Origin of the sequence: Flavobacterium anhuiense (genome assembly GCF_001705175.1) — a bacterium.
GTDB lineage: Bacteria > Bacteroidota > Bacteroidia > Flavobacteriales > Flavobacteriaceae > Flavobacterium > Flavobacterium anhuiense.
The window spans coordinates 1731074-1755528 of sequence record NZ_CP016907.1; the positions used below are offsets into that span (position 1 = coordinate 1731074).

At 34.2% G+C, this 24455-nt stretch carries 28 protein-coding genes; 27 read left to right on the forward strand and 1 reads right to left on the reverse strand.

Annotated elements, in window-relative coordinates; genetic code table 11:
- Positions 1-10: 10 nt before the first annotated feature.
- The 4 genes from BB050_RS07345 (at position 11) to BB050_RS07360 (ending at position 2893) form a co-directional block, all read left to right on the forward strand.
- The gene (locus BB050_RS07345; RefSeq protein WP_066033128.1) at positions 11-775 is read left to right on the forward strand and encodes an SDR family NAD(P)-dependent oxidoreductase; all 765 of its coding nucleotides are present in this window, start codon (positions 11-13) and stop codon (positions 773-775) included.
- Positions 776-927: 152 nt separating this feature from the next.
- The gene (locus BB050_RS07350) at positions 928-1782 is read left to right on the forward strand and encodes a fumarylacetoacetate hydrolase family protein (protein WP_066033129.1); all 855 of its coding nucleotides are present in this window, start codon (positions 928-930) and stop codon (positions 1780-1782) included.
- A 9-nt stretch (positions 1783-1791) separates the two neighbouring features.
- Positions 1792-2127 (forward strand): L-rhamnose mutarotase, encoded by a 336-nt coding sequence (locus BB050_RS07355; RefSeq protein ID WP_066033130.1) that lies wholly within the window; start codon positions 1792-1794, stop codon positions 2125-2127.
- A gap of 160 nt (positions 2128-2287) precedes the next feature.
- Entirely contained in the window at positions 2288-2893 is a 606-nt protein-coding gene (locus BB050_RS07360) for a hypothetical protein (RefSeq protein ID WP_008465914.1), read from the forward strand.
- 14 nt (positions 2894-2907) lie between these two features.
- Here the strand turns inward: BB050_RS07360 and BB050_RS07365 are convergent, their stop codons facing one another.
- Positions 2908-4158, reverse strand: coding sequence for an NAD(P)/FAD-dependent oxidoreductase (locus BB050_RS07365; protein ID WP_008465912.1), 1251 nt, complete (start codon positions 4156-4158; stop codon positions 2908-2910).
- 101 nt (positions 4159-4259) lie between these two features.
- Here BB050_RS07365 and flxA point away from each other — a divergent pair, with 101 nt between their 5' ends.
- From flxA to BB050_RS07485, 23 genes are all read left to right on the forward strand, one after another.
- Entirely contained in the window at positions 4260-5780 is a 1521-nt protein-coding gene (flxA, locus tag BB050_RS07370) for a flexirubin biosynthesis tyrosine ammonia-lyase FlxA (protein WP_008465911.1), read from the forward strand.
- A 251-nt stretch (positions 5781-6031) separates the two neighbouring features.
- The gene (locus BB050_RS07375) at positions 6032-7243 is read left to right on the forward strand and encodes a WG repeat-containing protein (RefSeq protein ID WP_066033131.1); all 1212 of its coding nucleotides are present in this window, start codon (positions 6032-6034) and stop codon (positions 7241-7243) included.
- A gap of 95 nt (positions 7244-7338) precedes the next feature.
- A complete protein-coding gene (flxB, locus tag BB050_RS07380) occupies positions 7339-8070 on the forward strand; it encodes a flexirubin biosynthesis SDR family reductase FlxB (RefSeq protein WP_008465909.1) in 732 nt (243 codons plus the stop codon).
- A gap of 83 nt (positions 8071-8153) precedes the next feature.
- Positions 8154-9389: a beta-ketoacyl-[acyl-carrier-protein] synthase family protein gene (locus BB050_RS07385; RefSeq protein WP_066033132.1), complete on the forward strand. Its 1236-nt coding sequence runs from the start codon at positions 8154-8156 to the stop codon at positions 9387-9389.
- Complete coding sequence (locus tag BB050_RS07390; protein WP_008465907.1) at positions 9382-9636, forward strand: acyl carrier protein; 255 nt, start codon at positions 9382-9384, stop codon at positions 9634-9636. The genes BB050_RS07385 and BB050_RS07390 overlap by 8 nt, the downstream gene beginning before the upstream one ends.
- Positions 9637-10521, forward strand: coding sequence for an LpxL/LpxP family acyltransferase (locus BB050_RS07395; RefSeq protein WP_066033133.1), 885 nt, complete (start codon positions 9637-9639; stop codon positions 10519-10521).
- 286 nt (positions 10522-10807) lie between these two features.
- Positions 10808-11710 carry an NADPH-dependent FMN reductase family protein gene (locus tag BB050_RS07400; protein WP_066033134.1) on the forward strand — a complete coding sequence of 301 codons (903 nt, stop codon included), beginning with the start codon at positions 10808-10810 and terminating at the stop codon, positions 11708-11710.
- A gap of 17 nt (positions 11711-11727) precedes the next feature.
- Positions 11728-12861 (forward strand): dialkylresorcinol biosynthesis protein DarB, encoded by a 1134-nt coding sequence (gene darB / locus BB050_RS07405; protein WP_008465904.1) that lies wholly within the window; start codon positions 11728-11730, stop codon positions 12859-12861.
- Positions 12861-13292, forward strand: a complete 432-nt coding sequence (locus tag BB050_RS07410; protein ID WP_066033135.1) for a hotdog family protein — start codon at positions 12861-12863, stop codon at positions 13290-13292. Before darB ends, BB050_RS07410 begins: the two co-directional genes overlap by 1 nt.
- A gap of 7 nt (positions 13293-13299) precedes the next feature.
- Positions 13300-13764 (forward strand): hotdog family protein, encoded by a 465-nt coding sequence (locus tag BB050_RS07415; protein ID WP_008465902.1) that lies wholly within the window; start codon positions 13300-13302, stop codon positions 13762-13764.
- A 322-nt stretch (positions 13765-14086) separates the two neighbouring features.
- Entirely contained in the window at positions 14087-14491 is a 405-nt protein-coding gene (gene DarG, locus BB050_RS07425; RefSeq protein WP_066033137.1) for a flexirubin biosynthesis protein DarG, read from the forward strand.
- The gene (darH, locus tag BB050_RS07430; RefSeq protein WP_066033138.1) at positions 14492-15490 is read left to right on the forward strand and encodes a BtrH-related acyltransferase DarH; all 999 of its coding nucleotides are present in this window, start codon (positions 14492-14494) and stop codon (positions 15488-15490) included. It begins immediately after the preceding gene.
- A gap of 63 nt (positions 15491-15553) precedes the next feature.
- Positions 15554-16252: an ABC transporter ATP-binding protein gene (locus BB050_RS07435; RefSeq protein WP_066033139.1), complete on the forward strand. Its 699-nt coding sequence runs from the start codon at positions 15554-15556 to the stop codon at positions 16250-16252.
- The gene (locus tag BB050_RS07440; protein ID WP_066033140.1) at positions 16242-17525 is read left to right on the forward strand and encodes an ABC transporter permease; all 1284 of its coding nucleotides are present in this window, start codon (positions 16242-16244) and stop codon (positions 17523-17525) included. Before BB050_RS07435 ends, BB050_RS07440 begins: the two co-directional genes overlap by 11 nt.
- A complete protein-coding gene (locus BB050_RS07445; protein ID WP_066033141.1) occupies positions 17500-17949 on the forward strand; it encodes an acyl-CoA thioesterase in 450 nt (149 codons plus the stop codon). Before BB050_RS07440 ends, BB050_RS07445 begins: the two co-directional genes overlap by 26 nt.
- Positions 17950-18063: 114 nt before the next feature.
- Complete coding sequence (locus BB050_RS07450; protein WP_066033142.1) at positions 18064-19203, forward strand: beta-ketoacyl-[acyl-carrier-protein] synthase family protein; 1140 nt, start codon at positions 18064-18066, stop codon at positions 19201-19203.
- A gap of 1 nt (position 19204) precedes the next feature.
- Positions 19205-19888, forward strand: a complete 684-nt coding sequence (locus BB050_RS07455; protein ID WP_066033143.1) for a hypothetical protein — start codon at positions 19205-19207, stop codon at positions 19886-19888.
- A gap of 15 nt (positions 19889-19903) precedes the next feature.
- Positions 19904-20362 carry a hypothetical protein gene (locus BB050_RS07460; protein WP_066033144.1) on the forward strand — a complete coding sequence of 153 codons (459 nt, stop codon included), beginning with the start codon at positions 19904-19906 and terminating at the stop codon, positions 20360-20362.
- A gap of 4 nt (positions 20363-20366) precedes the next feature.
- Positions 20367-20984, forward strand: coding sequence for a 3-oxoacyl-ACP synthase (locus BB050_RS07465; RefSeq protein WP_066033145.1), 618 nt, complete (start codon positions 20367-20369; stop codon positions 20982-20984).
- A 2-nt stretch (positions 20985-20986) separates the two neighbouring features.
- Complete coding sequence (locus BB050_RS07470) at positions 20987-21244, forward strand: phosphopantetheine-binding protein (protein WP_008465883.1); 258 nt, start codon at positions 20987-20989, stop codon at positions 21242-21244.
- Positions 21245-21383: 139 nt separating this feature from the next.
- Positions 21384-22580, forward strand: coding sequence for a beta-ketoacyl-[acyl-carrier-protein] synthase family protein (locus BB050_RS07475; protein WP_066033146.1), 1197 nt, complete (start codon positions 21384-21386; stop codon positions 22578-22580).
- Positions 22580-23644, forward strand: a complete 1065-nt coding sequence (locus BB050_RS07480; protein ID WP_066033147.1) for a beta-ketoacyl synthase N-terminal-like domain-containing protein — start codon at positions 22580-22582, stop codon at positions 23642-23644. The genes BB050_RS07475 and BB050_RS07480 overlap by 1 nt, the downstream gene beginning before the upstream one ends.
- Positions 23641-24417 carry a polysaccharide deacetylase family protein gene (locus tag BB050_RS07485; protein ID WP_066033148.1) on the forward strand — a complete coding sequence of 259 codons (777 nt, stop codon included), beginning with the start codon at positions 23641-23643 and terminating at the stop codon, positions 24415-24417. The genes BB050_RS07480 and BB050_RS07485 overlap by 4 nt, the downstream gene beginning before the upstream one ends.
- The last annotated feature ends 38 nt before the right edge of the window (positions 24418-24455 follow it).

Here is a 24455-nt window from a genome sequence, read left to right on the forward strand (position 1 = left end):
AATTATATAAATGTTTTCATTACAAAATAAAAAAGCAATTATCACAGGCGGAGGAAGCGGAATTGGAAGAGCGATTTCTGTTTTATTTGCTAAACAAGGAGCTGAAGTTCACATTTTAGAATTGACGGAAGAAAGCGCAAAAGAAACGGTTGAAGAAATCAAATCTGCTGGAGGAACTGTTTTTGCGCACGCTTGCGACGTTTCAAATCACGAACAAGTTAAATCAACTTTTGAGAAAATCGGAAATATTCATATTCTGGTAAACAATGCTGGAATCGCACACGTTGGAAAAGTAGACACAACTTCTGAATCTGATTTTGACCGTATCATGAATGTAAACGTAAAAGGTGTTTACAACTGTCTTCACGCTTCGATTCCGGCGCTAAGAAATTCTGGCGGAGGAGTCATTTTGAATTTAGCCTCTATTGCAAGCTGGGTTGGTATTCCAGATCGTTTTGCTTATTCTACTGCAAAAGGTGCTGTTATGGCGATGACTTTATCAGTTGCTAAAGATTATTTAAACGATAAAATCAGATGTAATTCTATTTCTCCTGCGAGAGTGCACACGCCTTTCGTAGATGGATTTATCGCTAAAAATTATCCTGGAAAAGAAGAAGAAATTTTCGAAAAGTTATCTCAATCACAGCCAATCGGCCGTATGGGAAAACCAGAAGAAATCGCCACTTTAGCCTTATTCTTATGCAGCGACGAATCGTCTTTCATCACAGGTTCTGATTACCCAATTGATGGCGGATTTATAAAATTAAACAACTAAAAAAGGAAATAGCCACGAATTCACGAATTAAAATGATTAAAAAAAATCTGTGAAATCTGCTTAAAAAATTAAGCTAAGAATTTCACGAATTGTAATTTTTATAATTCGTGAATTCGTGGCTAAAAAAAAACATTACTAAAAAATAAAAGATTATGAAACTTATTAGATTCGGAGAAGAAGGAAAAGAAAAACCAGGAGTTTTACTAAATGATAAAAGATACGATGTTTCGTCTATTGTAACAGATTACAACGAAGCTTTTTTTGAAAACGACGGTTTAGCAAAATTAGAAGAAGCCTTAAAAAATAATCCTTCTTTACCAGAAGTAAGCGATTCAGTTCGTTTAGGTTCGCCAGTGGCGCGTCCGTCAAAAATTATCTGCATCGGATTAAATTATGTCGATCACTGCGAAGAAACTGGCGCTGCAATTCCAGAAGAGCCAATTATTTTCTTCAAATCAACCACTTCTTTATGCGGGCCAAATGACAATTTGATCATCCCGAAAAACAGCGAAAAAACAGACTGGGAAGTGGAATTGGCATTTGTTGTAGGTAAAAAAGCAAGCTACGTTTCTGAAGAAGATGCGCCTAATTATATTGCAGGATATTGCCTTTTAAATGATTACAGCGAAAGAGCATTCCAAATTGAGCGTGGCGGGCAATGGGCAAAAGGAAAAGGTTCTGATACCTTTGCTCCTCTTGGGCCAATTATGGCAACTCCAGATGAAGTTGATGATGTTAATAACCTAAAAATGTGGCTTACTGTAAACGGAAAAACATTCCAAAACAGTAACACTTCAAACTTAATTTTTAAAATTCCATTTTTAGTGCATTATTTAAGTCAATTTATGACATTGCTTCCTGGCGATGTAATTAGTACAGGAACGCCTCCAGGGGTTGGATTAGGAATCAAACCAGATCCAATTTACATTAAAGCAGGTGACGTAATCGAATTAGGAATTGAAGGTTTAGGTACAAGCAAACAAACTGCTGTAGCTTACCAAGGATAAATTTAGATTATGGCAACTCAAAAATTCTATCTGGCTTTAGACCTAAAAGATGATGCCAATTTAATTGCAGAATACAAAGAACTGCATGAAAATGTCTGGCCAGAAATCAAGAAAAGCATTCAAGATTCTGGAATTGAAGTCCTTGATATTTATTGCACTGGAAACCGATTGTTCATGATTATCGAGGCTGATGCCGATTTTACTTTCGAAAAGAAAGATCAGGCTGATGCTGCAAACGAAAAAGTTCAGGAATGGGAAACTTTAATGTGGAAATTTCAGCAAGCTCTACCATGGGCAAAACCAGGACAAAAATGGGTTGTAATGGATAAGATTTTTGGATTATAACTTCTAACTTTCTTCAAATGATAAAAAAAGGATTTCAACTTTGGAATCCTTTTTTGTTTTGAAGCAAAATGAGATTAAAACTTTAATATAAAATAAATTATATATTCATCCTTTTGATTATTTTAGTCGCATAAAAATCAAACCTAATTAACCAAAAAAAATGAAAAAACTAATTATTGCATGTTTCCTTATTTCAGGAGCTATGTTTGCCCAAGACATTAATATTGTTCAAGGAAATTTTGACTTTTTAAAAGATCAGAAAGAAATCAATACCATATTTGATTATAGTAATTTTACTATGATGAAAGAGAAAAAATCTGAGGCGCAATATGTAAAAGAACACAAAGCTGATTTAGACGAAAAAGCAAAAGGAAACGGGAATCTTTGGGAAAAAAGATGGATTGTGGCAAAAGATCAAATATGGACTCCAAAATTTTTGGAAATTGCAAACATTGTTTTGACTAAAGAAAAGAAAGACTTAAATTTTCAAGAAGGAATAAATACCCCTTATACTTTAATTGTACAGGCTGTTTGGATCTATCCAGGCTGGGACGCAGGAATTATGAAGCAGCCAGCAAAAGTAACAACCAATTTGAAGTTTGTTGAAACGGCTAACAAATCAAATGTATTGTTAGAAATTAACAGTGAAGAAGCTCCAGGAGACCAATGGGGAAGCAATTTTAATAATGAAACCCGAATTGGTGAAGGATTCGCAAAAACAGCAAAAACACTGTCAAAACTTATAGTGAAAAAAGCATATAAATAAAAAAAAAGCTCTGATTATTCAGAGCTTTGTTCTTTTTGCATATTTAGCAAATACGCCATATTGGCAATTACGTGATCATGTTTTTTGACAAACGAATTTTCTTCGTTCCACACATAACCAGCTAAAACGGCACATATTTTTTCTTTAACTTCTGGATTTTCTGGCTGATGGAAGAATAATGTCTGCAGATTTCCTGTATACCATTCTTGCACGTAAGTGGTGAAAACAGCAATTCCGCGTTTCATGTATTGTGTAAATTCAACTTCCCAATCAACAGGAATTCCTTGTGATTCTTTTAAGTATAATTTTGCTGCCAACATTCCAGATTCGGTTGCAAAAGCTACACCCGAAGAGAAAACTGGATCTAAGAATTCTGAACTGTTTCCTGTTAAAGCAAAACCGTCACCATACATTCTTTTTACAGCTCTTGAGTAGTTTTCTAATTTAACCGGTTCAAACAAAAATTCTGTTCCAGCAAATCTTTTAATATAATAATCTGATTTCTGAATGGCATTTCGTAAAGCCTCAGCATTATCTTTATTTTCAGAAAGCGAATTGATGAAATCTGTTGGCCCGACAACACCCAAACTTGTATTTCCGTTAGAAAATGGAATTACCCAAAGCCAAACTTCGGTTTCCAGAATATCAAACGAAATTTGAGTTCCCTCTACCCCTTCTTCTCTATTAATATCTTTAACATGGGTAAAAATAGAAGAATGCGGATCTAATTTTGAAGGCGTATCCAAATCTAAAAGCCTTGGCAATACTCGTCCGTATCCGCTCGAGTCGATGATAAATTTAGCGTGAATTTCTTTTAAATTTCCATCTTTATCTTTTACAATAGTTTTTGAATTTTTCCCTTCAAAAGAAACTTCCAGAACTTCTGTTTCAAATTCTAAATCAATTCCTTTTCTTATAATTTCCTGAGCCATTGTATTGTCAAAATCAGCTCTTGGAACCTGCCAAGTCCAGTCCCATCCTTCGCCAAATTTTACGCTGAAATCAAAATTGCATATTTCTTCTCCTCTGATAAAACGAGCTCCTAATTTTTTTTCGAAGTTCATCGCATCTAGGGCGTCAAACAATTCTGCTTCAGCAAAATGGTCCATTACACGCGGAATAAGACTCTCGCCTACTACAAGTCTTGGAAACTTTGTTTTTTCTACAACTTTAACCTTTACGTTGTTTTTAAAAAGGTACGATGCCGAAACACATCCAGACGGTCCCGCACCAATCACTAAAACATCAACAAACTCCTTTGTCATATTAGAATTATTATCATTAATTAGCCTACATTTGCCATCATCAAAATAACTACATTTATTTTGATAAATAAAATTAAATTAGCGCAACCAAAATCGATTTGATGAATACAATAAATGAATATCTAAGTTTAGCAGAATTTGAAGCCATAATCTTTGGAAAAAACAAAGTTGCCATAAGCGATGTGGTCTTAAATCGAGTAAACGAAAGTTTTAATTTCTTAAAAGAATTCTCAGGAAATAAAGTAATCTACGGAGTAAATACAGGATTTGGTCCAATGGCTCAATACAGAATTAAGGAGTCAGACCAAATTCAATTGCAATATAATTTAATCAGAAGCCATTCTTCTGGAACTGGAAAACCTTTAAACGCTGAGTGCGCAAAAGCAGCAATTTTGGCAAGGTTAAATACACTTTCTTTAGGGAACTCAGGAGTTCATTCTTCTGTTATTCATTTAATGGCAGAATTAATCAATAGAGATATTACGCCTTTAATTTTTGAACACGGCGGTGTTGGTGCCAGCGGAGATTTAGTGCAATTATCACACTTAGCTTTGGTTTTAATTGGCGAAGGCGAAGTTTTTTATAAAGGCGAAAGACGAGCAACTGCAGAAGTTTTTGAAATTGAAGGTTTAAAACCCATTCAAGTAGAAATTAGAGAAGGTCTGGCGTTAATCAACGGAACTTCTGTAATGACAGGAATTGGAGTAGTAAATGTTCATTATGCAAAAAAATTATTAGACTGGTCGTTAAAAGCTTCTTGTGCAATTAACGAATTAGTTCAAGCTTATGACGATCATTTCTCAGAAGAATTAAACCAAACCAAACGTCATAAAGGACAGCAGGAAGTTGCTGAAAGAATGAGACAGAATCTTTCTGACAGTACTTTGATCCGTAAAAGAGAAGACCATTTATATTCTGGCGAAAACACCGAAGAAATCTTCAAAGAAAAAGTTCAGGAATATTATTCATTAAGATGCGTTCCTCAAATTCTTGGGCCAGTTTTAGAAACTATTAATAATGTCGCTTCTATTTTAGAAGACGAATTTAACTCGGCAAACGATAATCCAATCATCGACGTGAAAAACAAACACGTTTACCACGGCGGAAATTTCCACGGAGATTACATTTCGCTTGAAATGGATAAACTGAAAATCGTTATTACGAAATTAACGATGTTGGCAGAACGCCAATTGAATTATTTATTGAATTCTAAAATCAACGAAATTCTTCCTCCATTCGTAAACTTAGGAACATTAGGTTTTAATTTCGGAATGCAGGGTGTTCAGTTCGTTGCCACTTCAACCACTGCAGAATGCCAAACATTATCTAACCCAATGTATGTGCACAGTATTCCAAACAACAATGACAACCAAGACATTGTGAGTATGGGAACCAATGCGGCGGTAATTACCTCAAAAGTTATCGAAAATTCTTTTGAAGTTTTAGCAATCGAATTAATCACTATTGTTCAGGCAATTGATTATTTGAAACAAAAAGATCAAATCTCGTCTACGACTAAAAAATGGTACGACGATATCAGAAATATAATTCCAGAATTTAAAGAAGATCAAGTAATGTATCCTTTTGTTCAAAAAGTAAAAGATTATTTGATCAACAGTTAACTGCTGGTTATAATTATTTTTAAACACATAGAAACAATAGATTTTAGTTTTAAATAAAAGAAAAAAGGTAAAAGAAAAAACTAGTTTTCACATATAGCTATGTTTATTTCAAAAAAGTGAAACGCCTTTTATTGACAAAAAACTATGTTTCTATGTGTTAAATTAAATCTTGGTTAATTTGTAATTTCATCCAAAGGTTTAAAACAGTTAAAAATCTTTAATTTACAGTATTAATATTGAATCTTAAAACCATGAAAAAGTCACTTGTTTTTTTATTGCTATCCTGCATTCAATTTGTTAATAGCCAAGAATTAGCATTAGTTAAGAAAAATGCTAAAATTGGATATCTGTCTAAAGACGGATCTTTTAAAATAGAGCCTCAATATAAATCTGCCAGAAGTTTTTCTGAAGGTTTAGCAGCTGTAGAAAATGGCGGAAAATGGGGATTTATCGATGCAAAAGGAAGCTGGGTAATTCCAGCCGATTTTAAAGATGCTAAAGATTTTAACAACGGAATTGCAGTTGTACAAAAAGACAAAGACTGGGTTTACATTAATACAAAAGGAGAAATTCAAAAAGCACCTGCTTCAGAAAAATTATTTGATTTTAATGACGGCGTTGCTTTTATCAGACAAAATAATAAAGTTGGGCTAATCAACAATAAAATGGGAGTGGTTTTAGAACCAAAATACGACCAGATCAAACCATTTGAAAATGGGTACGCCAGAGTTGAATTAAACAAAAACTGGGGAATTATTGATACTAACGGAAAAGAATTGGTTGAACCTATTTATGCCGAAGTTGGAAACTATTTTAAAGGAACAACTTGGGCAAGAAAAGACAAAACTTTCGGCTTGGTAAGCGGCGGAAAATTTATCCCGGTTGACGGAGCTGAAAAAATCTGGGATTTTGAAACTCAAGATTTGACTTACGCTAAGAAAAACGGAAAAATCGGATATATAGATTTAAAAGGAAATTGGGCAATTCTTCCTATTTATGATAAAGGAAAAGCTTTCTCAAAAAATTTAGCTCCAGTTTTAGTTGGAAAAAAATGGGGATTCATTAACCCACAGGGGAAATTTGTAATTGAACCAACTTACAACGATGCTGAAGTTTTCAGCACAAACGGTTTAGCACCAGTAAAAGAAAGTAACTGGGGATTCATTAATGAATCTGGAAAACTGGTAATTCCAACTCAATATGGGATCACTACAAATGCTATTATTGCCATGTTTACACAACAAGACAAAGGATTTATTGGTGGTGTAGCCAGAGTAAAAAACGAAGGGAAATGGGGATTTCTTAAACCTGACGGAACAGTTTTGGCCAACCAATGGTTTGAAAATGCGGAACTATTCTCTAAAAGTGCAGAAAAACCTCAGCCTGCTGCAGCTCCAGCCGAAAAACCAAAAGAAGAAACTAAACCAATAGCTAAAAAACCAGCAGCGAAAAAAAAGAAATAATATTTATCTCCAAATAAATTAGAAATTTGCATAAATGAAATCGCATTCTATAACGCGGTTTCATTTATGACGAATAAAAATAAAACCAACATTAAATGAAATGTGTATTAGTAACAGGCGGTTCGAGAGGAATTGGAAGTGCGATTTGTAAAAAACTAGCCGTAGAATCCGATTATCATATTCTGATTAACTATCATTCAAATAAAACGGCTGCCGAAGAAACATTGCAAGAAGTACAAAAATTAGGTGCAACAGGCGAAATCTTAGGATTTGATGTTTCTAATTTTGAAGAAGTACAAAATGTTTTAACAGCTTGGCAGGAAGCCAATCCTGAAAAATTGGTTGAAGCCATTGTAAACAATGCCGGAATTACCAAAGATGGTCTTTTTATGTGGATGACACCAGAAGACTGGAACGGCGTTATGAACACAAGTGTTAACGGTTTCTTTAATGTTACGCAATTTTTTATTCAAAAAATGTTACGCAATAAATATGGCCGAATCGTAAATATGGTTTCGGTTTCTGGAGTAAAAGGAACTGCAGGACAAGCCAATTATTCTGCGGCAAAAGGTGCGATCGTAGCAGCAACTAAGGCCCTAGCGCAAGAAGTTGCCAAAAGAAATATTACTGTAAATGCTGTTGCTCCTGGCTTTATTAGAACCGATATGACGAGCCAACTGGACGAAAAAGAATTATTAAAATTAATTCCGGTAAATCGTTTTGGGGAAGCAGAAGAAGTAGCAGATTTGGTAAGCTTTTTGATTTCTAAAAAAGCAAGCTATATTACAGGAGAAATTATCAACATAAACGGCGGAATATATTCTTAAGAATGGTATGTTTGCGAGATTATTTTAAGATTGTTAAACATATAAATTACACTTTAAGGATAAAAAATTACTTTTGAAAGACGATGAATAGAAGAGTTGTAATTACTGGAATGGGAATTTATTCTTGTATCGGAACTTCTTTAGACGAAGTAAAAGATTCGTTGTATGAAGGAAAATCTGGTATTCAGTTTGATTCTGAACGAAAAGAATTTGGTTTTCAATCGGCCTTGACAGGAATGGTTCCGAAAACCGATCTTAAAAATTTATTGACAAGAAGACAACGTATGAGCATCGGCGAAGAAACCGAATATGCTTATATGGCCACTATAGAAGCATTGAAAAATGCGAATATTGATGACGCTTTTTTTGATACTCACGAAGTAGGTATTATGTACGGAAACGATAGTGTTTCTAAAGCTATTATTGATGCAACAGATATTATACGCGAAAAAAAAGATACTGCTCTAATTGGTTCTGGAGCCATTTTCAAATCGATGAATTCTACCGTTACGATGAATCTTTCAACGATTTTTAAACTTCGCGGCATCAATCTTACCGTTAGTGCGGCCTGTGCAAGCGGTTCTCACTCTATTGGTTTGGCTTATTTTTTAATTAAAAGCGGTTTTCAAGACATTGTAATTACTGGCGGAGCTCAAGAAATCAATAAATACGCAATGAGCAGTTTTGACGGATTAGGTGTTTTTTCTAACAGAGAAGGAGATCCAACAAAAGCGTCAAGACCTTTTGATGCTGGTCGTGATGGACTTATCCCGAGTGGCGGAGGAGCCACTTTAATTCTTGAAAGTTACGAATCTGCAATTGCGCGCGGTGCCAATATTATCGCAGAAATTGGCGGTTACGGATTTTCTTCAAACGGAGGACACATCTCAACTCCAAACGTCGAAGGGCCTGCGACAGCAATGAAACGCGCACTTGACGATGCAAAATTAGAAGCTTCAGATGTTGAATATATAAATGCTCATGCCACCTCAACTCCTGTTGGAGATGCAAATGAAGCAAAAGCCATTTTTGAAGTTTTTGGAGAAAAAAATCCTCCGGTAAGCTCTACAAAATCTATGACAGGCCACGAATGCTGGATGGCTGGAGCAAGCGAAATCATTTATTCTATCTTAATGATGCAGCACGATTTCATTGCACCAAACATCAATTTGGAAAACCCAGACGAAGATGCGTCAAAATTAAATTTAGTTAAAACTACGTTAAACAAAAAATTTGACATATTTTTGTCCAATTCTTTCGGTTTCGGAGGAACCAACTCTGCGTTGGTGGTTAAAAAGTTTAAATTGAACAATGAATAAAGAAGAGATTATAGCAAAAATTAATGGTTTTTTAGTTGATGAATTTGAAGTTGATAATGACGACATTGAACCAAATGCTAATTTAAAAGATACACTTGGGTTAGACAGTCTGGATTATGTTGACTTAGTCGTTTCAATAGAGGCAAACTTTGGTGTAAAACTAGTTGAAGCAGATTTTGTTGGAATTTCTGATTTTCAAAGTTTTTATGACTTAATCGAAACTAAAATCAAAGCCAAATCAGCTTAAATGAGTCAATGGGATGGTAAATCCAAAGGAACTGTTTTAGGTTATAAAATATTCGTTTTTTTAATTCAAAAAGCGGGTGTAAAAGCTGCTTATGTCCTACTTTACTTTGTTGCTTCTTATTATTTTTTATTTCTAAAAAAAAGCAACAGAGCCATTTTTTATTATTTTAAAGAAAGACTTCAGTATTCCTATTTCAAATCTAAAAAGATGGTTTTCAAAAGCTATTATACTTTTGGGCAAACCATTATTGACAAAATTTCTATTTCGGCAGGAATGCGCAACAAATTCACGTACGAATTTGATGGAATAGAAACACTAAAAAAATTACTTGCCGAGAAAAAAGGCGGTGTTTTAATTAGCGCTCATGTTGGTAATTTTGAAATTGCAGAACATTTTTTTGGAGAAATCGATCTTGATTTCCAAATCAATCTTGTTACAACAGATTTAGAACATTCTGCCATTAAAAATTATCTGGAAAGCGTTTCTAAAAAACCTACCGTAAAATTTATTATCATCAAAGAAGATCTTTCTCATATTTTTGAGATCAATGCTGCTTTGGCCAAAAACGAACTGATCTGCTTTACAGGTGACCGTTATTTTGAAGGAACAAAATCACTTTCCGAGAATCTTTTAGGCAAAGAGGCCAATTTCCCTGCAGGTCCATTTCTAATTGCTTCAAGATTAAAAGTTCCTGTAGTTTTTGTTTATGTAATGAAAGAACCAAATCTTCATTATCATTTGTACGCAAGAGAAGCCGAAGTAAAACACCGTGACGAAAAAGCGCTTTTGAAAGAATATGTAAAAAGCGTAGAGAGCATCCTTCATCAATACCCTTTACAATGGTTCAATTATTTTGATTTTTGGAACGATATAAAGGAGTCTTAAATTTTTTCCGCCACGAATTCACGAATTTTCGCTAATCATTTGTGTCGAAATTTTAATCCTGAATTTCACCAATTTTCATTAATCTGTTTTTGTAAAAATCAAAACTTTTGCACGAATCATCATTCGTGAAATAAAATATCATTCATAATTTATACAAAATCATTCAGCATTCCAGCATTTTGAATAATTTGTGAATTCGTGGCTAATAAAAAACGTTGGTCGAATTAAGAAAATTCGTTTAAATAAATTTACTTACTTTTGCGAACCACCAAAGCCAAAAGACCTAATGAAAAATGTTCTCGTAATTTATTATTCTCAATCTGGACAATTGGAATCTATTGCAAGAAATATTGCAAAACCGTTTCTAAATTCAGAAGAAATAAATCTTACTTTTCACGAAATACAATTGGAGAAACCGTTTCCGTTTCCTTGGAACAAAGAATCATTTTTTGATGCGTTTCCAGAATCGTTTTTACAGATTCCGACTGCATTAAAACCTGTTCCAGAAGAAATCTTAAACACAAAGTTTGACTTAATTTTATTTCATTATCAGGTTTGGTATTTATCGCCTTCAATTCCAATCAATTCATTTTTGAAAAGTGACGATGCCAAGAAAATTTTGAACAATACGCCAGTTATCACCATAAGCGGTTCAAGAAACATGTGGATAATGGCTCAGGAAAAAATCAAAGTTCTGCTAAGAAAAGCCAATGCCAATTTGGTTGGAAATGTAGCTTTGGTAGACCGCGTTGGAAATTTAATCAGCGTTATAACCATTGTAGAATGGATGTTTTCTGGAGTAAAGAAAAAATATTTAGGTATTTTTCCGCTTCCGGGAGTTTCAGAAAAAGACATACAAGAATCGAGTCAGTTTGGAGAAATCATGCTTGATTCTTTGCAAAAAGATAATTTAACACAATTACAGCCAAAATTGGTCGAGGCTGGCGCTGTAAAAATAAGTTCCTATTTAGTGACTGTTGACAAAACGGCCAATAAAATTTTTAATAAATGGTCAAACATCATTTATAAAAATCAAAAAAAGCGAAAACAGCTGCTTAAAGTATTTAATATTTATTTATTCCTTGCGATATGGTTAATTTCACCAATAGTGTATATATTGCACCTTATTACCTATCCGCTTAAGTTCAAAAAAATAAAAAAGGAAACTCAATATTATCAGGGAGTTTAGAAGACGAAATTTAGATTATGTTTGAAGTATATATTACAAAAGCTGCAAAGTATTTGCCAAACGAAGCCGTTTCAAATGACGAAATGGAAGCCTACTTAGGCCTTATCAATGATACTGCTTCAAAAGCAAGACGTATTATTTTGCGCAACAATAAAATTACAAGCCGATATTACGCTGTTGACAAAGAAGGAAAGAGCACTCATAGTAATGCCGAATTAACAAGAAATGCTATTTTACCGTTATTCGACGAAAATTTTACGCCTCAGGATTTAGAAGTACTTTCATGTGGGACCTCAACTCCCGACATTTTTCTGCCTTCGCATGCTGCGATGGTTCATGGTCTGCTAAAAAACAAATCGGTAGAATTAAACTCTTCAACGGGGGTTTGCTGTGCTGGAATGAACTCTCTTAAATTTGGTTTTCTTTCTATTAGATCCGGAAATTCTAAAAATGCAATCTGCACAGGATCTGAAAAAGTTTCTACCTGGCTAAATGCTCAAAAATATAATCACGAGGCTGACAATTTAAAAAGCCTTGAAGAACAGCCAATCATTGCCTTCAAAAAAGATTTCCTTCGCTGGATGTTATCTGATGGTGCTGGAGCTTTTTTATTAGAAAATAAACCAAGAGGACCGATTTCGCTAAAAATCGAATGGATGGAAGCTTTTTCGTATGCGTACGAATTGGAAACGTGCATGTACGCTGGAGGTGATAAATTGGAAAATGGAGAAATTAAAGGCTGGAGCGATTATTCTCCAGAACAATGGCTGAACGAATCTGTTTTCTCAATAAAACAAGACGTTAAATTATTAGACGAATTTATCCTGTCTAAAGGTGCAGAAAGCATGAAAGAGGCAATGGATAAAAACAATATTAAATCGGAAGATATCAATTACTTTATTCCTCACGTTTCTTCTAACTTTTTTGTGGAAGGACTGAAGAAAGGATTAAACGAAAAAGGTATCGGAATGAGCGATGACAAATGGTTCATGAATCTTTCTAGAGTTGGAAATGTTGGCTCTGCTTCTATTTACCTGGCTCTTGAAGAATTAATGAATTCAGGAAATTTGAAAAAAGGAGATAAAATTTTATTATCTGTTCCAGAAAGCGGAAGATTCTCTTTTGCTTATGCATATTTAACGGTTTGCTAATGGAAACAATGGCACTTCTAGAAAAAGAAATGGTAGAAAATTTATTGCCGCAAAAGTTTCCTTTTGTGATGGTAGATACCATGCATTCTTATTCTGAAACTTCTTTGGTTTCTGGTTTAGAAATTAAGCACGATAATATTTTCGTATCAAATGATGTTTTTCTTGAAGCCGGACTAATAGAACATATGGCACAGTCTGTAGCGTTGCATACTGGATATCAATATTTTTTAAGAAACGAAATTGCTCCAACGGGCTACATTGGTTCTATTAAAGAAATTGAGATTAAAGAGCTTCCAAAGACAAACGACAATATTCAATCTGAAGTAACAATTCTGCAAGAATTTGCTGGAATTACTTTGGTTGATATTGTGACGACTTTAAACAATGAAGAAATTGCCAGAGGACAAATGAAAACTGTTTTGGCAAAATAAAACTATAATGAAAGCTACTGCTGTCGACATACAAAATTATTTACCGCACCGAGCGCCAATGCTTATGGTGGATTTGATTTTGAATATTGATTCAAGTTCAGTAGAAACTGTTTTTCTTGTTGAAGAAGACAATATTTTCGTTCAAAACAATATTTTTATTGAAGCAGGTTTAATCGAAAACACCGCTCAGACTTGTTCGGCAATTGTTGGAAAAAAATACTTTTTTGACGACAACGGACTTGAAAATGAAAACGTAAACGTAATCGGATTTATCAGTGCTTTGAAAAATGTAAAAATTCATGCGCTTCCAAAAGTCGGTGAGACTATTATAACCAAAGCTGATTTAGTTTCGAAATTTACTGGCGACGATTATACTTTATGTACAATGAGCTGTCAAAGTTCTGCTGAAGACCAGATACTCTTAGAATGCGAAATTAACTTGTTTATTCAAAAAACAATTTCGGTTGGATAATACAAAGAAAATTATTTTACATCTTGTAATCCGAATCGGAATTCTGATCCTTTTGCTTGGTTTGGTTTTCGCGTTTTGGCATTTTTCTTTTGACCCTCATAAATATTGCGACGAAACGAAACACAGGCATGTCGACGGTGGATTAGGATTATTTATAATCGCATTTCTAATAACACAAATGTTTTATCTGGGATTGTTTATAGAAATGATTTATTTATTCGTGAAGAAAAAGCGAATTTTAGCTTTCGCAAATCTTGGATTTTTAATAATTAGTTTATGTATAGTTTTAATCTATATGTTTCTAATAAATTAAATTAGCAAAATGGAAAAAGATAAAGTACCTCAGGATCAAAGCAATTTAACGAAAAACAACGTTAAAGAACTTTTGTACGCAACAGATGAAAACGGTAATTATACCACAACTTTAAGTACAGGCTGGGAACCTAAAACAATAGCGCTTTCAAATTCTATTGATGAAATAAACGAGCGAATTGCCGATGCCAAACAGCAGGTTTTGAATGGCGAAGCAAGTCCGATTGTGTATTTTATGGAAGCCAATAAAATGGATCTTAACATATTATCAAGTTATGTGGGATTTTGGAAATGGCGTGTAAAAAGACATTTTAAACCTAGTGTTTTTGCCAAACTAAACGATAAAATCCTGAAAAAATATGCTGATGCTTTTGGCGTATCAATCGAAGAATTAAAAAACAGCATTACCAAATAAATGGAATTAACTTTCACACATCATCAGTCTGCTCATTGCGAGAATGGAGTAGCGTCAAATCTGCTAAAAAACAGCGGACTAAACATTAGCGAACCGATGGTTTTTGGTATTGGCTCTGGATTGTTTTTTGTATATCTGCCTTTTATAAAAGTGAATCATGCGCCAGCAATCAGCTATAGAACTTTGCCTGGACAGATTTTCAATAAAGTTGCAACCCGTTTAAATTTAAAAATAAAAAGACAAAAATTTTCTTCTATAGCAAATGCCAATAAAGCATTAGACGAAAATTTAAAAAATAATATCCCAACCGGATTACAAGTTGGCGTATACAATTTAAGTTATTTTCCAGACGAATATCGTTTTCATTTCAACGCGCACAATTTAGTCGTTTACGGAAAAACCGAAACAGAGTATTTAGTAAGCGACCCTGTAATGGAAACCGTTACGACTTTAACTTACGAAGACATGAATAAAGTACGTTTTGCCAAAGGAGCTTTTGCGCCTCGCGGACAAATGTACTATCCGATTCAAATCCCAAAAGAAGTTGATTTAAAAAGCGCTATCATAAAAGGGATCAAAAATACATGCCGAGATATGCTTGCGCCAATGCCAATTGTTGGTGTTCGCGGTATCAAAATGGTTTCTCGCCAAATTCGTAAATGGCCTAAAAAACACGGAGTTAGAAAAGCCAATCATTATTTGGCGCAAATGGTTCGTATGCAAGAAGAAATTGGAACTGGTGGAGGCGGTTTCCGTTTTATTTATGCGGCATTTTTACAAGAAGCTTCAGTTATTTTGAATAATGGAGAATTAAAAACACTTTCTAAAGAAATGACTCAAATTGGAGATTCATGGCGTGATTTTGCTGTTGAAGCTTCACGAATCTACAAAAATAGAAGTGCCAAAGAAGATGCCTACAACACTATTGCCGATGAACTTTTGGACATTGCCAATAGAGAAGAAATCTTTTTCAAAAAATTAAAAAAAGCGATCAGCTAAAACACTATTTTGCAGTCTATCATTCAAATAGAATCCCTTTCGAAAAAGTACAAAAATGCAGAAATGTATTCTTTGAACAATGTTTCGCTAAATATAAATGAAGGTCAGATTTTTGGTTTGCTCGGTCCAAACGGTGCGGGAAAAACCACTTTGATTTCCATGCTCTGCGGATTGGTAAAACCAACTTCGGGGCATTTTACCATTGATGGTTTAGATTATCAGCATCATTCCTCAAAAATTAAAAAAATCATAGGCGTTGTTCCTCAAGAATATGCTTTGTACCCGACTTTGACAGCCAGAGAAAATCTGCACTATTTTGGAAGCATGTACGGTCTAAAAGGTTCCGATTTGAAAGACAAAGTTATCGAAACGCTTGATCTTTTGGGTTTATTGAAATTTGCCGATAAACAAGTTCAAACTTTTTCAGGCGGAATGAAACGCCGCGTCAATCTGATTGCGGGAATTCTTCATAATCCGAAAGTTTTGTTTTTGGATGAACCAACAGTGGGTGTCGATGTACATTCTAAAACTGCTATTATTGATTATTTAAAAGTGTTGAACCAAAACGGAACGACTATTATTTATACCTCACATCATTTGGCTGAAGCCGAAGATTTCTGTTCTCAAATTGCTATTTTAGATCAAGGGCAGATTTATGCGCAAGCAACTCCGTCAGCATTAATTGAATCGACAAAAGATGCTCGAAATCTTGAAGATGTTTTTATTTCATTAACTGGTAAAGCGTTGAGAGATGATATATAAAATTTGGATGTCGGTAGTAAAAGAATTCCTTTTGCTAAAAAGAGATTTAGGCGGATTGATTATTTTATTTGTCATGCCTTTGGTTTTGGTAATTGCCGTAACCTTAATCCAAGACAGCACTTTTAAAGCAGTAACCGATTCTAAACTTCAGATTCTTTTGGTCGATAAAGACCACGGATCTGTTTCTAAAACCGTTTTTGAAAATTTAGAAAAAAGCAAATATTTTACCGTTGTAACACAAATTGACAATAAACCGATTACCGAAGAAATTGCAAAGGAAAATGTATACAAAGGAAAATTTCAACTGGCAATTGTAATTCCAGAAAATTTAAGTTCTGATTTGCAAGAAAAAGTAAATCAAAATGTAGAGAAAATTGTGAGTAATTTAGGTTTGAGCGATAGTACCTCAACCACCGAACCTCAACGCGTTATTAAAGAAAAAGAAGTAAAACTGTATTTTGATCCAGCCGTTCAGATGAGTTTCAAAAATGCGGTTATGAGTTCGATTGACAAAATGATTTCGCAGATTGAAACCAAATCGATTTATTCAACTTTTCAAAAACAATTAGGAGAAGAAACGATCGATTTTGAGCAAAAGAATTTTATCACTTTCAAAGAAATAATTCCGAGAATCAACAACAAAGAAGTTCGACCAAATTCGGTTCAGCATAATGTTCCCGCTTGGACACTTTTTGCGATCTTTTTTATTGTAATTCCGTTATCTATCAATATTGTAAAAGAAAAATCGCAAGGGACTTTTGTTCGATTAAGAACCAATCCGGTTTCTAATTTAGTGGTGATTATTGGAAAAACTATCACCTACTCTATCATTTGTATGATTCAGTTTTACATGATGGTTGCCGTTGCGGTTTTCTTATTTCCATCAATCGGATTGCCTTCTTTAAATATCGAAGGTCATTTCTTGCTTACTAGTGTTGTGGCATTATTTTCAGGTTTTGCTGCAATCGGATTCGGAATTTTATTAGGAACTGTTGCCAGCACGCAAGAACAATCTGCTCCTTTTGGCGCGACAAGTGTGATTATTTTAGCCGCGATTGGTGGTGTTTGGGTTCCTGTTTTTGCTATGCCGAAAATTATGCAGTATATCGCAAAATCATCTCCAATGAACTGGGGATTAGAAGCTTTTTACGATGTTTTATTGCGTAACGTTTCTTTCGTCGAAATCATACCAAGAATAAGTTTATTATTTTTGTTTTTCATTATTACCACTTCCATCGCATTATTTTATGATAAAAAGAAAAGAGCAGTTTAAAGAAGCTACAGACTTGACCGTTACACATGAAATTAGGATTCGTTTTAACGAAACGGACCCGCTTGGAATTGTTTGGCATGGCAATTATATCACGTATTTTGAAGATGGACGAGAAGCTTTTGGGCGTCAGCATGGACTTACTTATCTGGATATTGCAGCAACAGGCTATACAACTCCAATTGTAAAATCAACCTGCGAACATAAATTGTCTTTGCGTTACGGAGATGTAGTAACAATTGAAACAACGGTTGTTGACACTCCAGCAGCAAAAATGATTTACCGTTTTAAAATTATTGACGATAAAGGAGAAGTTGCCTGCACAGGAGAAACGACTCAGGTTTTTTTAGATAAAGAAGGGAATTTAATGCTGACGAATCCTCCTTTTTATGAGGAATGGAAACGAAAAGTGGGGTTATTAAAATAAAGTTTTAGCCACTCCCGATAGCTATCGGGATCACGAATTAGAAAAAATTAAAATCAGAATCTGCTTAATCTGCCAAATCTGCGAGCAAAACTTTCACGAAATTAGAATCATAAAATGTTAAGAGAAATATATATTAACGAAACTAACTGCATCACCCCTTTAGGTTTTGATGTTGAATCTAATATTAGCGCCATTCTTAATGGTGATTCTGGAATTCAGCTTCATAATGATGTTTCTTTGATGCCGAATCCGTTTTATGCTTCGATTATTTCTGATGAAAAAATAAACAGTGCTTTTTCAAAAATCAGCACTGAAACCAAATATTCGCGTTTAGAGAAAATGATGATTTTGGCTTTAGAGCCAATCATCAAAAATTCTGGAGTAGCGTTAAATTCAAAAACAGCTTTTATACTTTCTACCACAAAAGGAAATGTAACCGCTCTAGCAAATGATTCTGAAGAAAGTTTCAACAACGCACATTTGGATGTTTTAGCTAAAAACGTTGCCGATTTCTTCGGATTCCAGACACAACCCATTGTAGTTTCAAATGCCTGCGTTTCTGGAATTTTAGCGGTTTCAGTTGCCAAAAGAATGATTCAATCTGAACTTTACGACAATGTTTTTGTGGTGGCGGGCGACGAAGTTTCAGAATTTGTTTTGTCTGGTTTTAATGCTTTTCAAGCGATGAGCGAACTGCCTTGCAAACCGTATTCTAAAAATAGAACCGGAGTAAGTTTAGGTGAAGCAACAGCAGCTGTTTTAGTTTCGGCGAATCTGGCAACTGCTAAAATAAAAGTAATTGGCGACAGTTCGATAAACGATGCCAATCATATTTCGGGTCCATCAAGAACGGGAGAAGGTTTGTTTAGAAGTATTCAGAATGCTTTGAAAGAAGCTCAAATTGAAGCCAACAAATTAGACTATATTTCAGCTCACGGAACTGCAACGCCTTACAATGACGAAATGGAAGCGATTGCTTTAAATCGTTTAGATTTACAAAATGTTCCAGTAAATAGTTTAAAAGGATATTACGGTCATACTTTAGGCGCTTCGGGATTATTAGAAACGGTAATTGCAATAGAATCTGCCAATCAAAATAAACTTTTTGAATCAAAAGGTTTCGATGAAATTGGAGTTAGTGAAGCTATCAACGTGATTGGGAAAAATGAAGAGGCTAATATTGAATTTTTTTTGAAAACAGCTTCGGGATTTGGAGGTTGTAATACGGCGGTGGTTTTTGAGAAAGTGAAATAACATGAAACTATCAAAATTCATATTTATAACTCTAGTTCTTCTTTCATCTTTTGGATGTAAGAAGAAAGAAGTACCTAAATCTGAATTTGAAAAAGAGGTTTTAAATAGTGTTTTTGTCGAAATTGTGGATTCAATTTATATGGATCGAAGAATGATGCTTGGACCACCACCTCCATTATTTAATTCTAAAACAAATAAAATAGATACTACAGGACATGCTGCCGAATTAAAGAAATATTGGCGTTATACAGACAGTATAAAAAACGACAAAAAAAGAATTTTATTAGGCGTATATGATCGTGTTGGAAAGATTAGTTCTTTCGAAACAGAAATGATTTCTAAAGAAGTTAATCTTTCAAACTTTACTTATGACACTTTAAAAGAAGACGAAGAATTTAAATTTGATTTAAAACCTTTTAAGAATAATAAAAAGTTTCGTTTTGAAAATACTTCTAAATATCTTCATGAAAAAGAATGGAACTTAAATGATAAAAGTAATTCTTTGATACCTGTTGGAACTATTTTTATATCTAGAATTCAATTTGATAAAACAAAAAAAACAGGAATTTTGTCAGCTGGTGCTTCATGTGGCGGAGGAAACTGCGGAAGAGGTTTTCTTGTTTTAATTGAAAATAAGGCTGGGAAATGGAAAGTAAATAAAATTATTCAAACTTGGGTTTCATAAAAATTAATCCTTAAAATGATTCAAAAATCTAAGAAAAATATATTAAAATTTGGTGGTTTTTTACTGGCTATTTTTCTCCTTTATAAGTTAGCAAATGCATTTGCCCCAGGAAGCTATCCTTATGCCGAGCATTATGAATTTAATTATTCCGAGCAAAAAGTAGTAGAAGCAATCGAAATAATTAAAAGAGAAAATATAAATTTAAAAGTCGGAAAAGGCTGGGAAGACACTAACCCAGCAGATCATTGGAATCATATTTATTTTAATTTTCATAACCGAATGTTGTTAACATGGTTACGATCAAATGGAGATAATAACACAACATTTGCATTTGTAAGTGTACAAGATAAAAATTCAAATTGGAAATCTATCAATAATGATTTCGGTTATTTCGAAAATCAAAAAATTAAAAAGGAATTTGAGAAAGAGATCGTAGAAAAGATAAAAAAACAATTAATGAAAAGTTCTCATTAAACAAATGACTCAAAACATATCCTACATACAATCCTACATCACCATTCAAAACAACGAAATTGTTTTGAACGGAATTTCTGTGTTTAAAATTGAACCAACAGATTTTGCAGATTTCTCGAAACAAGCGTATCGCAATTTTGAAATGCAGTATCCAAAGTTTTTCAAAATGGATGCTTTGAGCAAACTGGCTTTTTTAGGATCAGAATTGCTTTTGAGTCCGATAACCTCAACAGAACAGGAAAATAATATCGCTTTGGTTTTGGCCAATAAATCGTCGAGTTTGGATACCGATGTAAAATATCAGGAATCTATTTCAGACAAAGAAAACTATTATCCGAGTCCAGCGGTCTTTGTTTATACGCTGCCAAATATTTGTTTGGGCGAAATAAGTATACGCCATCAGCTGAAAAGTGAAAATTCTTTTTTTATATTTGATGCTTTCAATGCCGAATTTTTGTCGAACTATTCGGAGATTTTGTTAAACACAAATAAAGCAGATTCTGTTTTGTGTGGCTGGGTAGAATTTTTTAATGAGAGTTATAAAGCGTTTCTTTGCATCGTAAGTGCAGACGAAAACACAAAATATACAAACGAAACAATCAATACATTATACAATAAATAATCATGGAAGCATTAAAAGAAGAATTAAAAAATAAAATCATAACGACTTTAAACCTTGAAGATATCGCAGTTGAAGATATTGCTGATAACGATCCATTGTTTGGAGACGGTTTAGGTTTAGACTCGATTGATGCACTTGAATTGATCGTGATTTTAGATAAAGATTACGGAATTAAATTGGTTGATCCGAAAGAAGGAAAAGCTATTTTCCAGTCAATCGAAACTATGGCAGCGTATATCAGCGCTAACAGAACGAAGTAAGACTTCTTAGACTCACTTAGATTTTTAGACTTCTTAGACAATGTTTTCCAAAAATCTAAGAAGTCTAATATCTAAAACTCTAAGCCAGTCTAAAAAAATCTAAGAAGTCTAAAATTCTAACAATCTAAGAAGTCTAAAAATGAAAGGTGTTGCAATAACGGGAATGGGAATTATCTCTGCGATTGGCAATTCGGTTGAGGAAAATTATATTTCACTGACCGAAAACAAAATCGGTATTTCTCGTATTCAAAATATTTCGACTGTTCACGCAGATATAATTAAAGTTGGCGAAATCAAAAAAACCAACGAAGAGCTTATCGATGAACTGAAATTAAATGAGAATAATAACTTCTCCAGAACTGCTATGATTGGCACTTTGGCAGCAAAACAAGCTGTTGAAGATGCTGGCATTACCGATATAAATGAATTTAGAACCGGACTTATCTCAGCTACGAGCGTGGGCGGAATGGATATGACGGAAAGACATTATTACGATTATTTCGAAAAGCCAGAACTGGTTAAATATATCACTTGTCATGACGGCGGAGATGTTGCCGAAAAAATTGCTGAAGAATTAGGTTTAAAAGGAATGGTTACGACTATTTCTACGGCTTGTTCTTCTGCTGCCAATTCGATTATGTTAGGTGCGAGATTAATCAAAACGGGGAAATTAGACCGTGTCATTGTTGGCGGTGCCGATGCTTTGGCAAAATTCACCATCAACGGATTCAAAACTCTGATGATTTTATCTGACGATTACAATAAACCTTTTGACAATACAAGAAAAGGATTAAATCTTGGGGAAGCTGCTGCATTTTTGATTTTAGAATCGGATGAAATTGTAGAAAAGCAAAACAAAAAAGTGCTGGCAAGAGTTTCGGGTTACGGAAATGCAAACGACGCTTTTCACCAAACTGCTTCTTCAGAAAATGGAGACGGCGCTTATTTGGCGATGAAAAAAGCGTTTGATGTTTCGGGTTTAAAACCTTCTGAAATTGATTACATTAACGTTCACGGAACTGCAACTCCGAACAACGATTTGTCTGAGGGAAGAGCTTTACTTCGAATTTATGAAAACGAAAAAGTTCCAGATTTTAGTTCTACAAAACCTTTTACAGGACATACTTTAGCGGCTGCTGCTGCGATTGAAGCCGTTTACAGCGTTTTGGCTATTCAAAATAATGTGGTTTATCCAAACTTAAATTTTGAAACTCCGATGGAAGAATTTGATTTGAAACCGCAAACCTCATTAAAAAATAAAAACATTGATCACGTTTTATCCAACTCTTTTGGTTTTGGAGGAAACTGTTCAACTCTTATATTTTCAAAAAGCTAATGACAAAAAAAACATATATAAATGGAGTAGGCTGTATTTCGACTCAAAAAACATTTGATACTGTTTTTTTGGAAGAGGCCAATGTTAATCACGACGAAAATGTACTGGCAATTGTTCCGCCAGCGTACAAAGATTATATTTCGCCAGCAGCCAGCCGACGCATGGCAAAAGGTGTAAAAAACGGAATTGTAGCTTCGGCTTTGGCCATGAAAGATGCGAATGTTGAAAGCGTTGATGCGATTATTACAGGAACTGGTTTAGGATGTATTGAAGATTCTGAAAAATTCCTGAAAAGCATTTTAGATAATAATGAAGAGTTTTTGACTCCAACTTCTTTTATTCAATCAACCCACAACACAGTTGGAGCGCAGATTGCTCTTTTACAGCAATGTAAAGGTTATAATTTTACTTACGTGAATGGTGCGGTTTCTTTTGAATCGGCATTGATTGATGCTAAAATGCAGATTGAAGAAGATGAAGCCAATTCAATTTTAGTGGGCGGTGTTGATGAAAATGGAGATTATACTACTGCACTTTTCAAATTAAATGGACGTATTAAAAAAGACAATTCGGCTCCTTATGATGTTTTGAACTCAACTACAAGCGGAGCAGTTTATGGTGAGGGCGCGAGTTTTTTTGTTTTAGAAAACGAGAAAAAAGAAAACACTTATGCTGAACTTCTTGATGTTTCCATTATAAATACTTTGGAAGAAAATGAGGTTGAAGCAGCTGCTGTTTCTTTCTTAAAGTCAAATAATTTAGAAATTTCAGACGTTGATGCGGTAATTTTAGGTTTTGACGGAAATGCTGATTTTGAGAATTATTATAGAAATCTTGCCGAAAATTCGTTTGCCCAAACTCCTGTTTTATATTACAAACATTTGAGTGGCGAATATGATACAGCTTCTGCTTTTGCTTTTTGGATGGCTGCTAAAATTTTGAAAAATCAGGAAATTCCAGAAATTGTAAAAGTAAATGCGATCCAAAAATCAGATTACAAAACAATTTTATTATACAATCAATTAAACGGAAAAAACCATAGTTTTACGCTGCTGTCAAAATGATAACGCACAAAAACATATCGCTGTTTTTTATCTTTTTATTGCTTTTATTGTTTCTTCTGAATCTTTACATCGCAATTCATTTTCTGTGGTTTATTGTTATAATTCTAATTTGGATTGGAATAAATGCTTTTGGTTCTGCACGAATTTCTTCCAATTATCATGTAAAAGCATTTTGCAGTAATCCGTTCGAAACAGAAAAAAAAATCGCGCTTACTTTTGATGACGGTCCGAGCATTTATACTTTGGACGTTTTAGCGCTTCTGAAAAAATACAATGCCAAAGCGACTTTTTTCTGCATTGGAAAAAACATTGAAATGCATCCTGAAATCCTTCAAAAAGTAATTTCCGAAGGTCATTTAGTTGGAAATCATTCGTACTCGCATTCTAAATTTTTTGATTTTTATAATGCTAAAAAAATAACCGAAGAAATTAAAAGGACAGATATGCTTCTGGAAAAATTCACTTCCAGAAAAATCAACTTCTTTCGTCCGCCTTATGGAGTTACGACGCCTTCAATCAGAAGGGCTTTAAAAGTAACGGGACATAAAACAATTGGTTGGAATATCCGTTCTCTTGATGGAGGAACCCAAAATCAGGAATTAATTTTCAATCGCTTAATTAAACATATTTCTCCCGGCGGAATCGTACTTTTGCACGACACGGGCAAGCATTCGGTTTTAGTACTGGAACAGTTTTTGCAATTTTTACAGCAAAATAATTATCAAGTCGTTTCGATTGAAGAACTTTTGAATCTTAAAGCTTATGAAAATTGAACGCGGATGAAACAAATTCGCTTTCGCGAAGACGCGGA

Excerpts from the sequence above, each read along its gene's own strand:
- BB050_RS07345 (WP_066033128.1), top strand. The coding sequence starts at position 11 with ATGTTTTCATTACAAAATAAAAAAGCAATTATCACAGGCGGAGGAAGC.
- BB050_RS07350 (WP_066033129.1), top strand. The coding sequence starts at position 928 with ATGAAACTTATTAGATTCGGAGAAGAAGGAAAAGAAAAACCAGGAGTT.
- BB050_RS07355 (WP_066033130.1), top strand. The coding sequence starts at position 1,792 with ATGGCAACTCAAAAATTCTATCTGGCTTTAGACCTAAAAGATGATGCC.
- BB050_RS07360 (WP_008465914.1), top strand. The coding sequence starts at position 2,288 with ATGAAAAAACTAATTATTGCATGTTTCCTTATTTCAGGAGCTATGTTT.
- BB050_RS07365 (WP_008465912.1), bottom strand. The coding sequence starts at position 4,158 with ATGACAAAGGAGTTTGTTGATGTTTTAGTGATTGGTGCGGGACCGTCT.
- flxA (WP_008465911.1), top strand. The coding sequence starts at position 4,260 with ATGAATACAATAAATGAATATCTAAGTTTAGCAGAATTTGAAGCCATA.
- BB050_RS07375 (WP_066033131.1), top strand. The coding sequence starts at position 6,032 with ATGAAAAAGTCACTTGTTTTTTTATTGCTATCCTGCATTCAATTTGTT.
- flxB (WP_008465909.1), top strand. The coding sequence starts at position 7,339 with ATGAAATGTGTATTAGTAACAGGCGGTTCGAGAGGAATTGGAAGTGCG.
- BB050_RS07385 (WP_066033132.1), top strand. The coding sequence starts at position 8,154 with ATGAATAGAAGAGTTGTAATTACTGGAATGGGAATTTATTCTTGTATC.
- BB050_RS07390 (WP_008465907.1), top strand. The coding sequence starts at position 9,382 with ATGAATAAAGAAGAGATTATAGCAAAAATTAATGGTTTTTTAGTTGAT.
- BB050_RS07395 (WP_066033133.1), top strand. The coding sequence starts at position 9,637 with ATGAGTCAATGGGATGGTAAATCCAAAGGAACTGTTTTAGGTTATAAA.
- BB050_RS07400 (WP_066033134.1), top strand. The coding sequence starts at position 10,808 with ATGAAAAATGTTCTCGTAATTTATTATTCTCAATCTGGACAATTGGAA.
- darB (WP_008465904.1), top strand. The coding sequence starts at position 11,728 with ATGTTTGAAGTATATATTACAAAAGCTGCAAAGTATTTGCCAAACGAA.
- BB050_RS07410 (WP_066033135.1), top strand. The coding sequence starts at position 12,861 with ATGGAAACAATGGCACTTCTAGAAAAAGAAATGGTAGAAAATTTATTG.
- BB050_RS07415 (WP_008465902.1), top strand. The coding sequence starts at position 13,300 with ATGAAAGCTACTGCTGTCGACATACAAAATTATTTACCGCACCGAGCG.
- DarG (WP_066033137.1), top strand. The coding sequence starts at position 14,087 with ATGGAAAAAGATAAAGTACCTCAGGATCAAAGCAATTTAACGAAAAAC.
- darH (WP_066033138.1), top strand. The coding sequence starts at position 14,492 with ATGGAATTAACTTTCACACATCATCAGTCTGCTCATTGCGAGAATGGA.
- BB050_RS07435 (WP_066033139.1), top strand. The coding sequence starts at position 15,554 with ATGTATTCTTTGAACAATGTTTCGCTAAATATAAATGAAGGTCAGATT.
- BB050_RS07440 (WP_066033140.1), top strand. The coding sequence starts at position 16,242 with ATGATATATAAAATTTGGATGTCGGTAGTAAAAGAATTCCTTTTGCTA.
- BB050_RS07445 (WP_066033141.1), top strand. The coding sequence starts at position 17,500 with ATGATAAAAAGAAAAGAGCAGTTTAAAGAAGCTACAGACTTGACCGTT.
- BB050_RS07450 (WP_066033142.1), top strand. The coding sequence starts at position 18,064 with ATGTTAAGAGAAATATATATTAACGAAACTAACTGCATCACCCCTTTA.
- BB050_RS07455 (WP_066033143.1), top strand. The coding sequence starts at position 19,205 with ATGAAACTATCAAAATTCATATTTATAACTCTAGTTCTTCTTTCATCT.
- BB050_RS07460 (WP_066033144.1), top strand. The coding sequence starts at position 19,904 with ATGATTCAAAAATCTAAGAAAAATATATTAAAATTTGGTGGTTTTTTA.
- BB050_RS07465 (WP_066033145.1), top strand. The coding sequence starts at position 20,367 with ATGACTCAAAACATATCCTACATACAATCCTACATCACCATTCAAAAC.
- BB050_RS07470 (WP_008465883.1), top strand. The coding sequence starts at position 20,987 with ATGGAAGCATTAAAAGAAGAATTAAAAAATAAAATCATAACGACTTTA.
- BB050_RS07475 (WP_066033146.1), top strand. The coding sequence starts at position 21,384 with ATGAAAGGTGTTGCAATAACGGGAATGGGAATTATCTCTGCGATTGGC.
- BB050_RS07480 (WP_066033147.1), top strand. The coding sequence starts at position 22,580 with ATGACAAAAAAAACATATATAAATGGAGTAGGCTGTATTTCGACTCAA.
- BB050_RS07485 (WP_066033148.1), top strand. The coding sequence starts at position 23,641 with ATGATAACGCACAAAAACATATCGCTGTTTTTTATCTTTTTATTGCTT.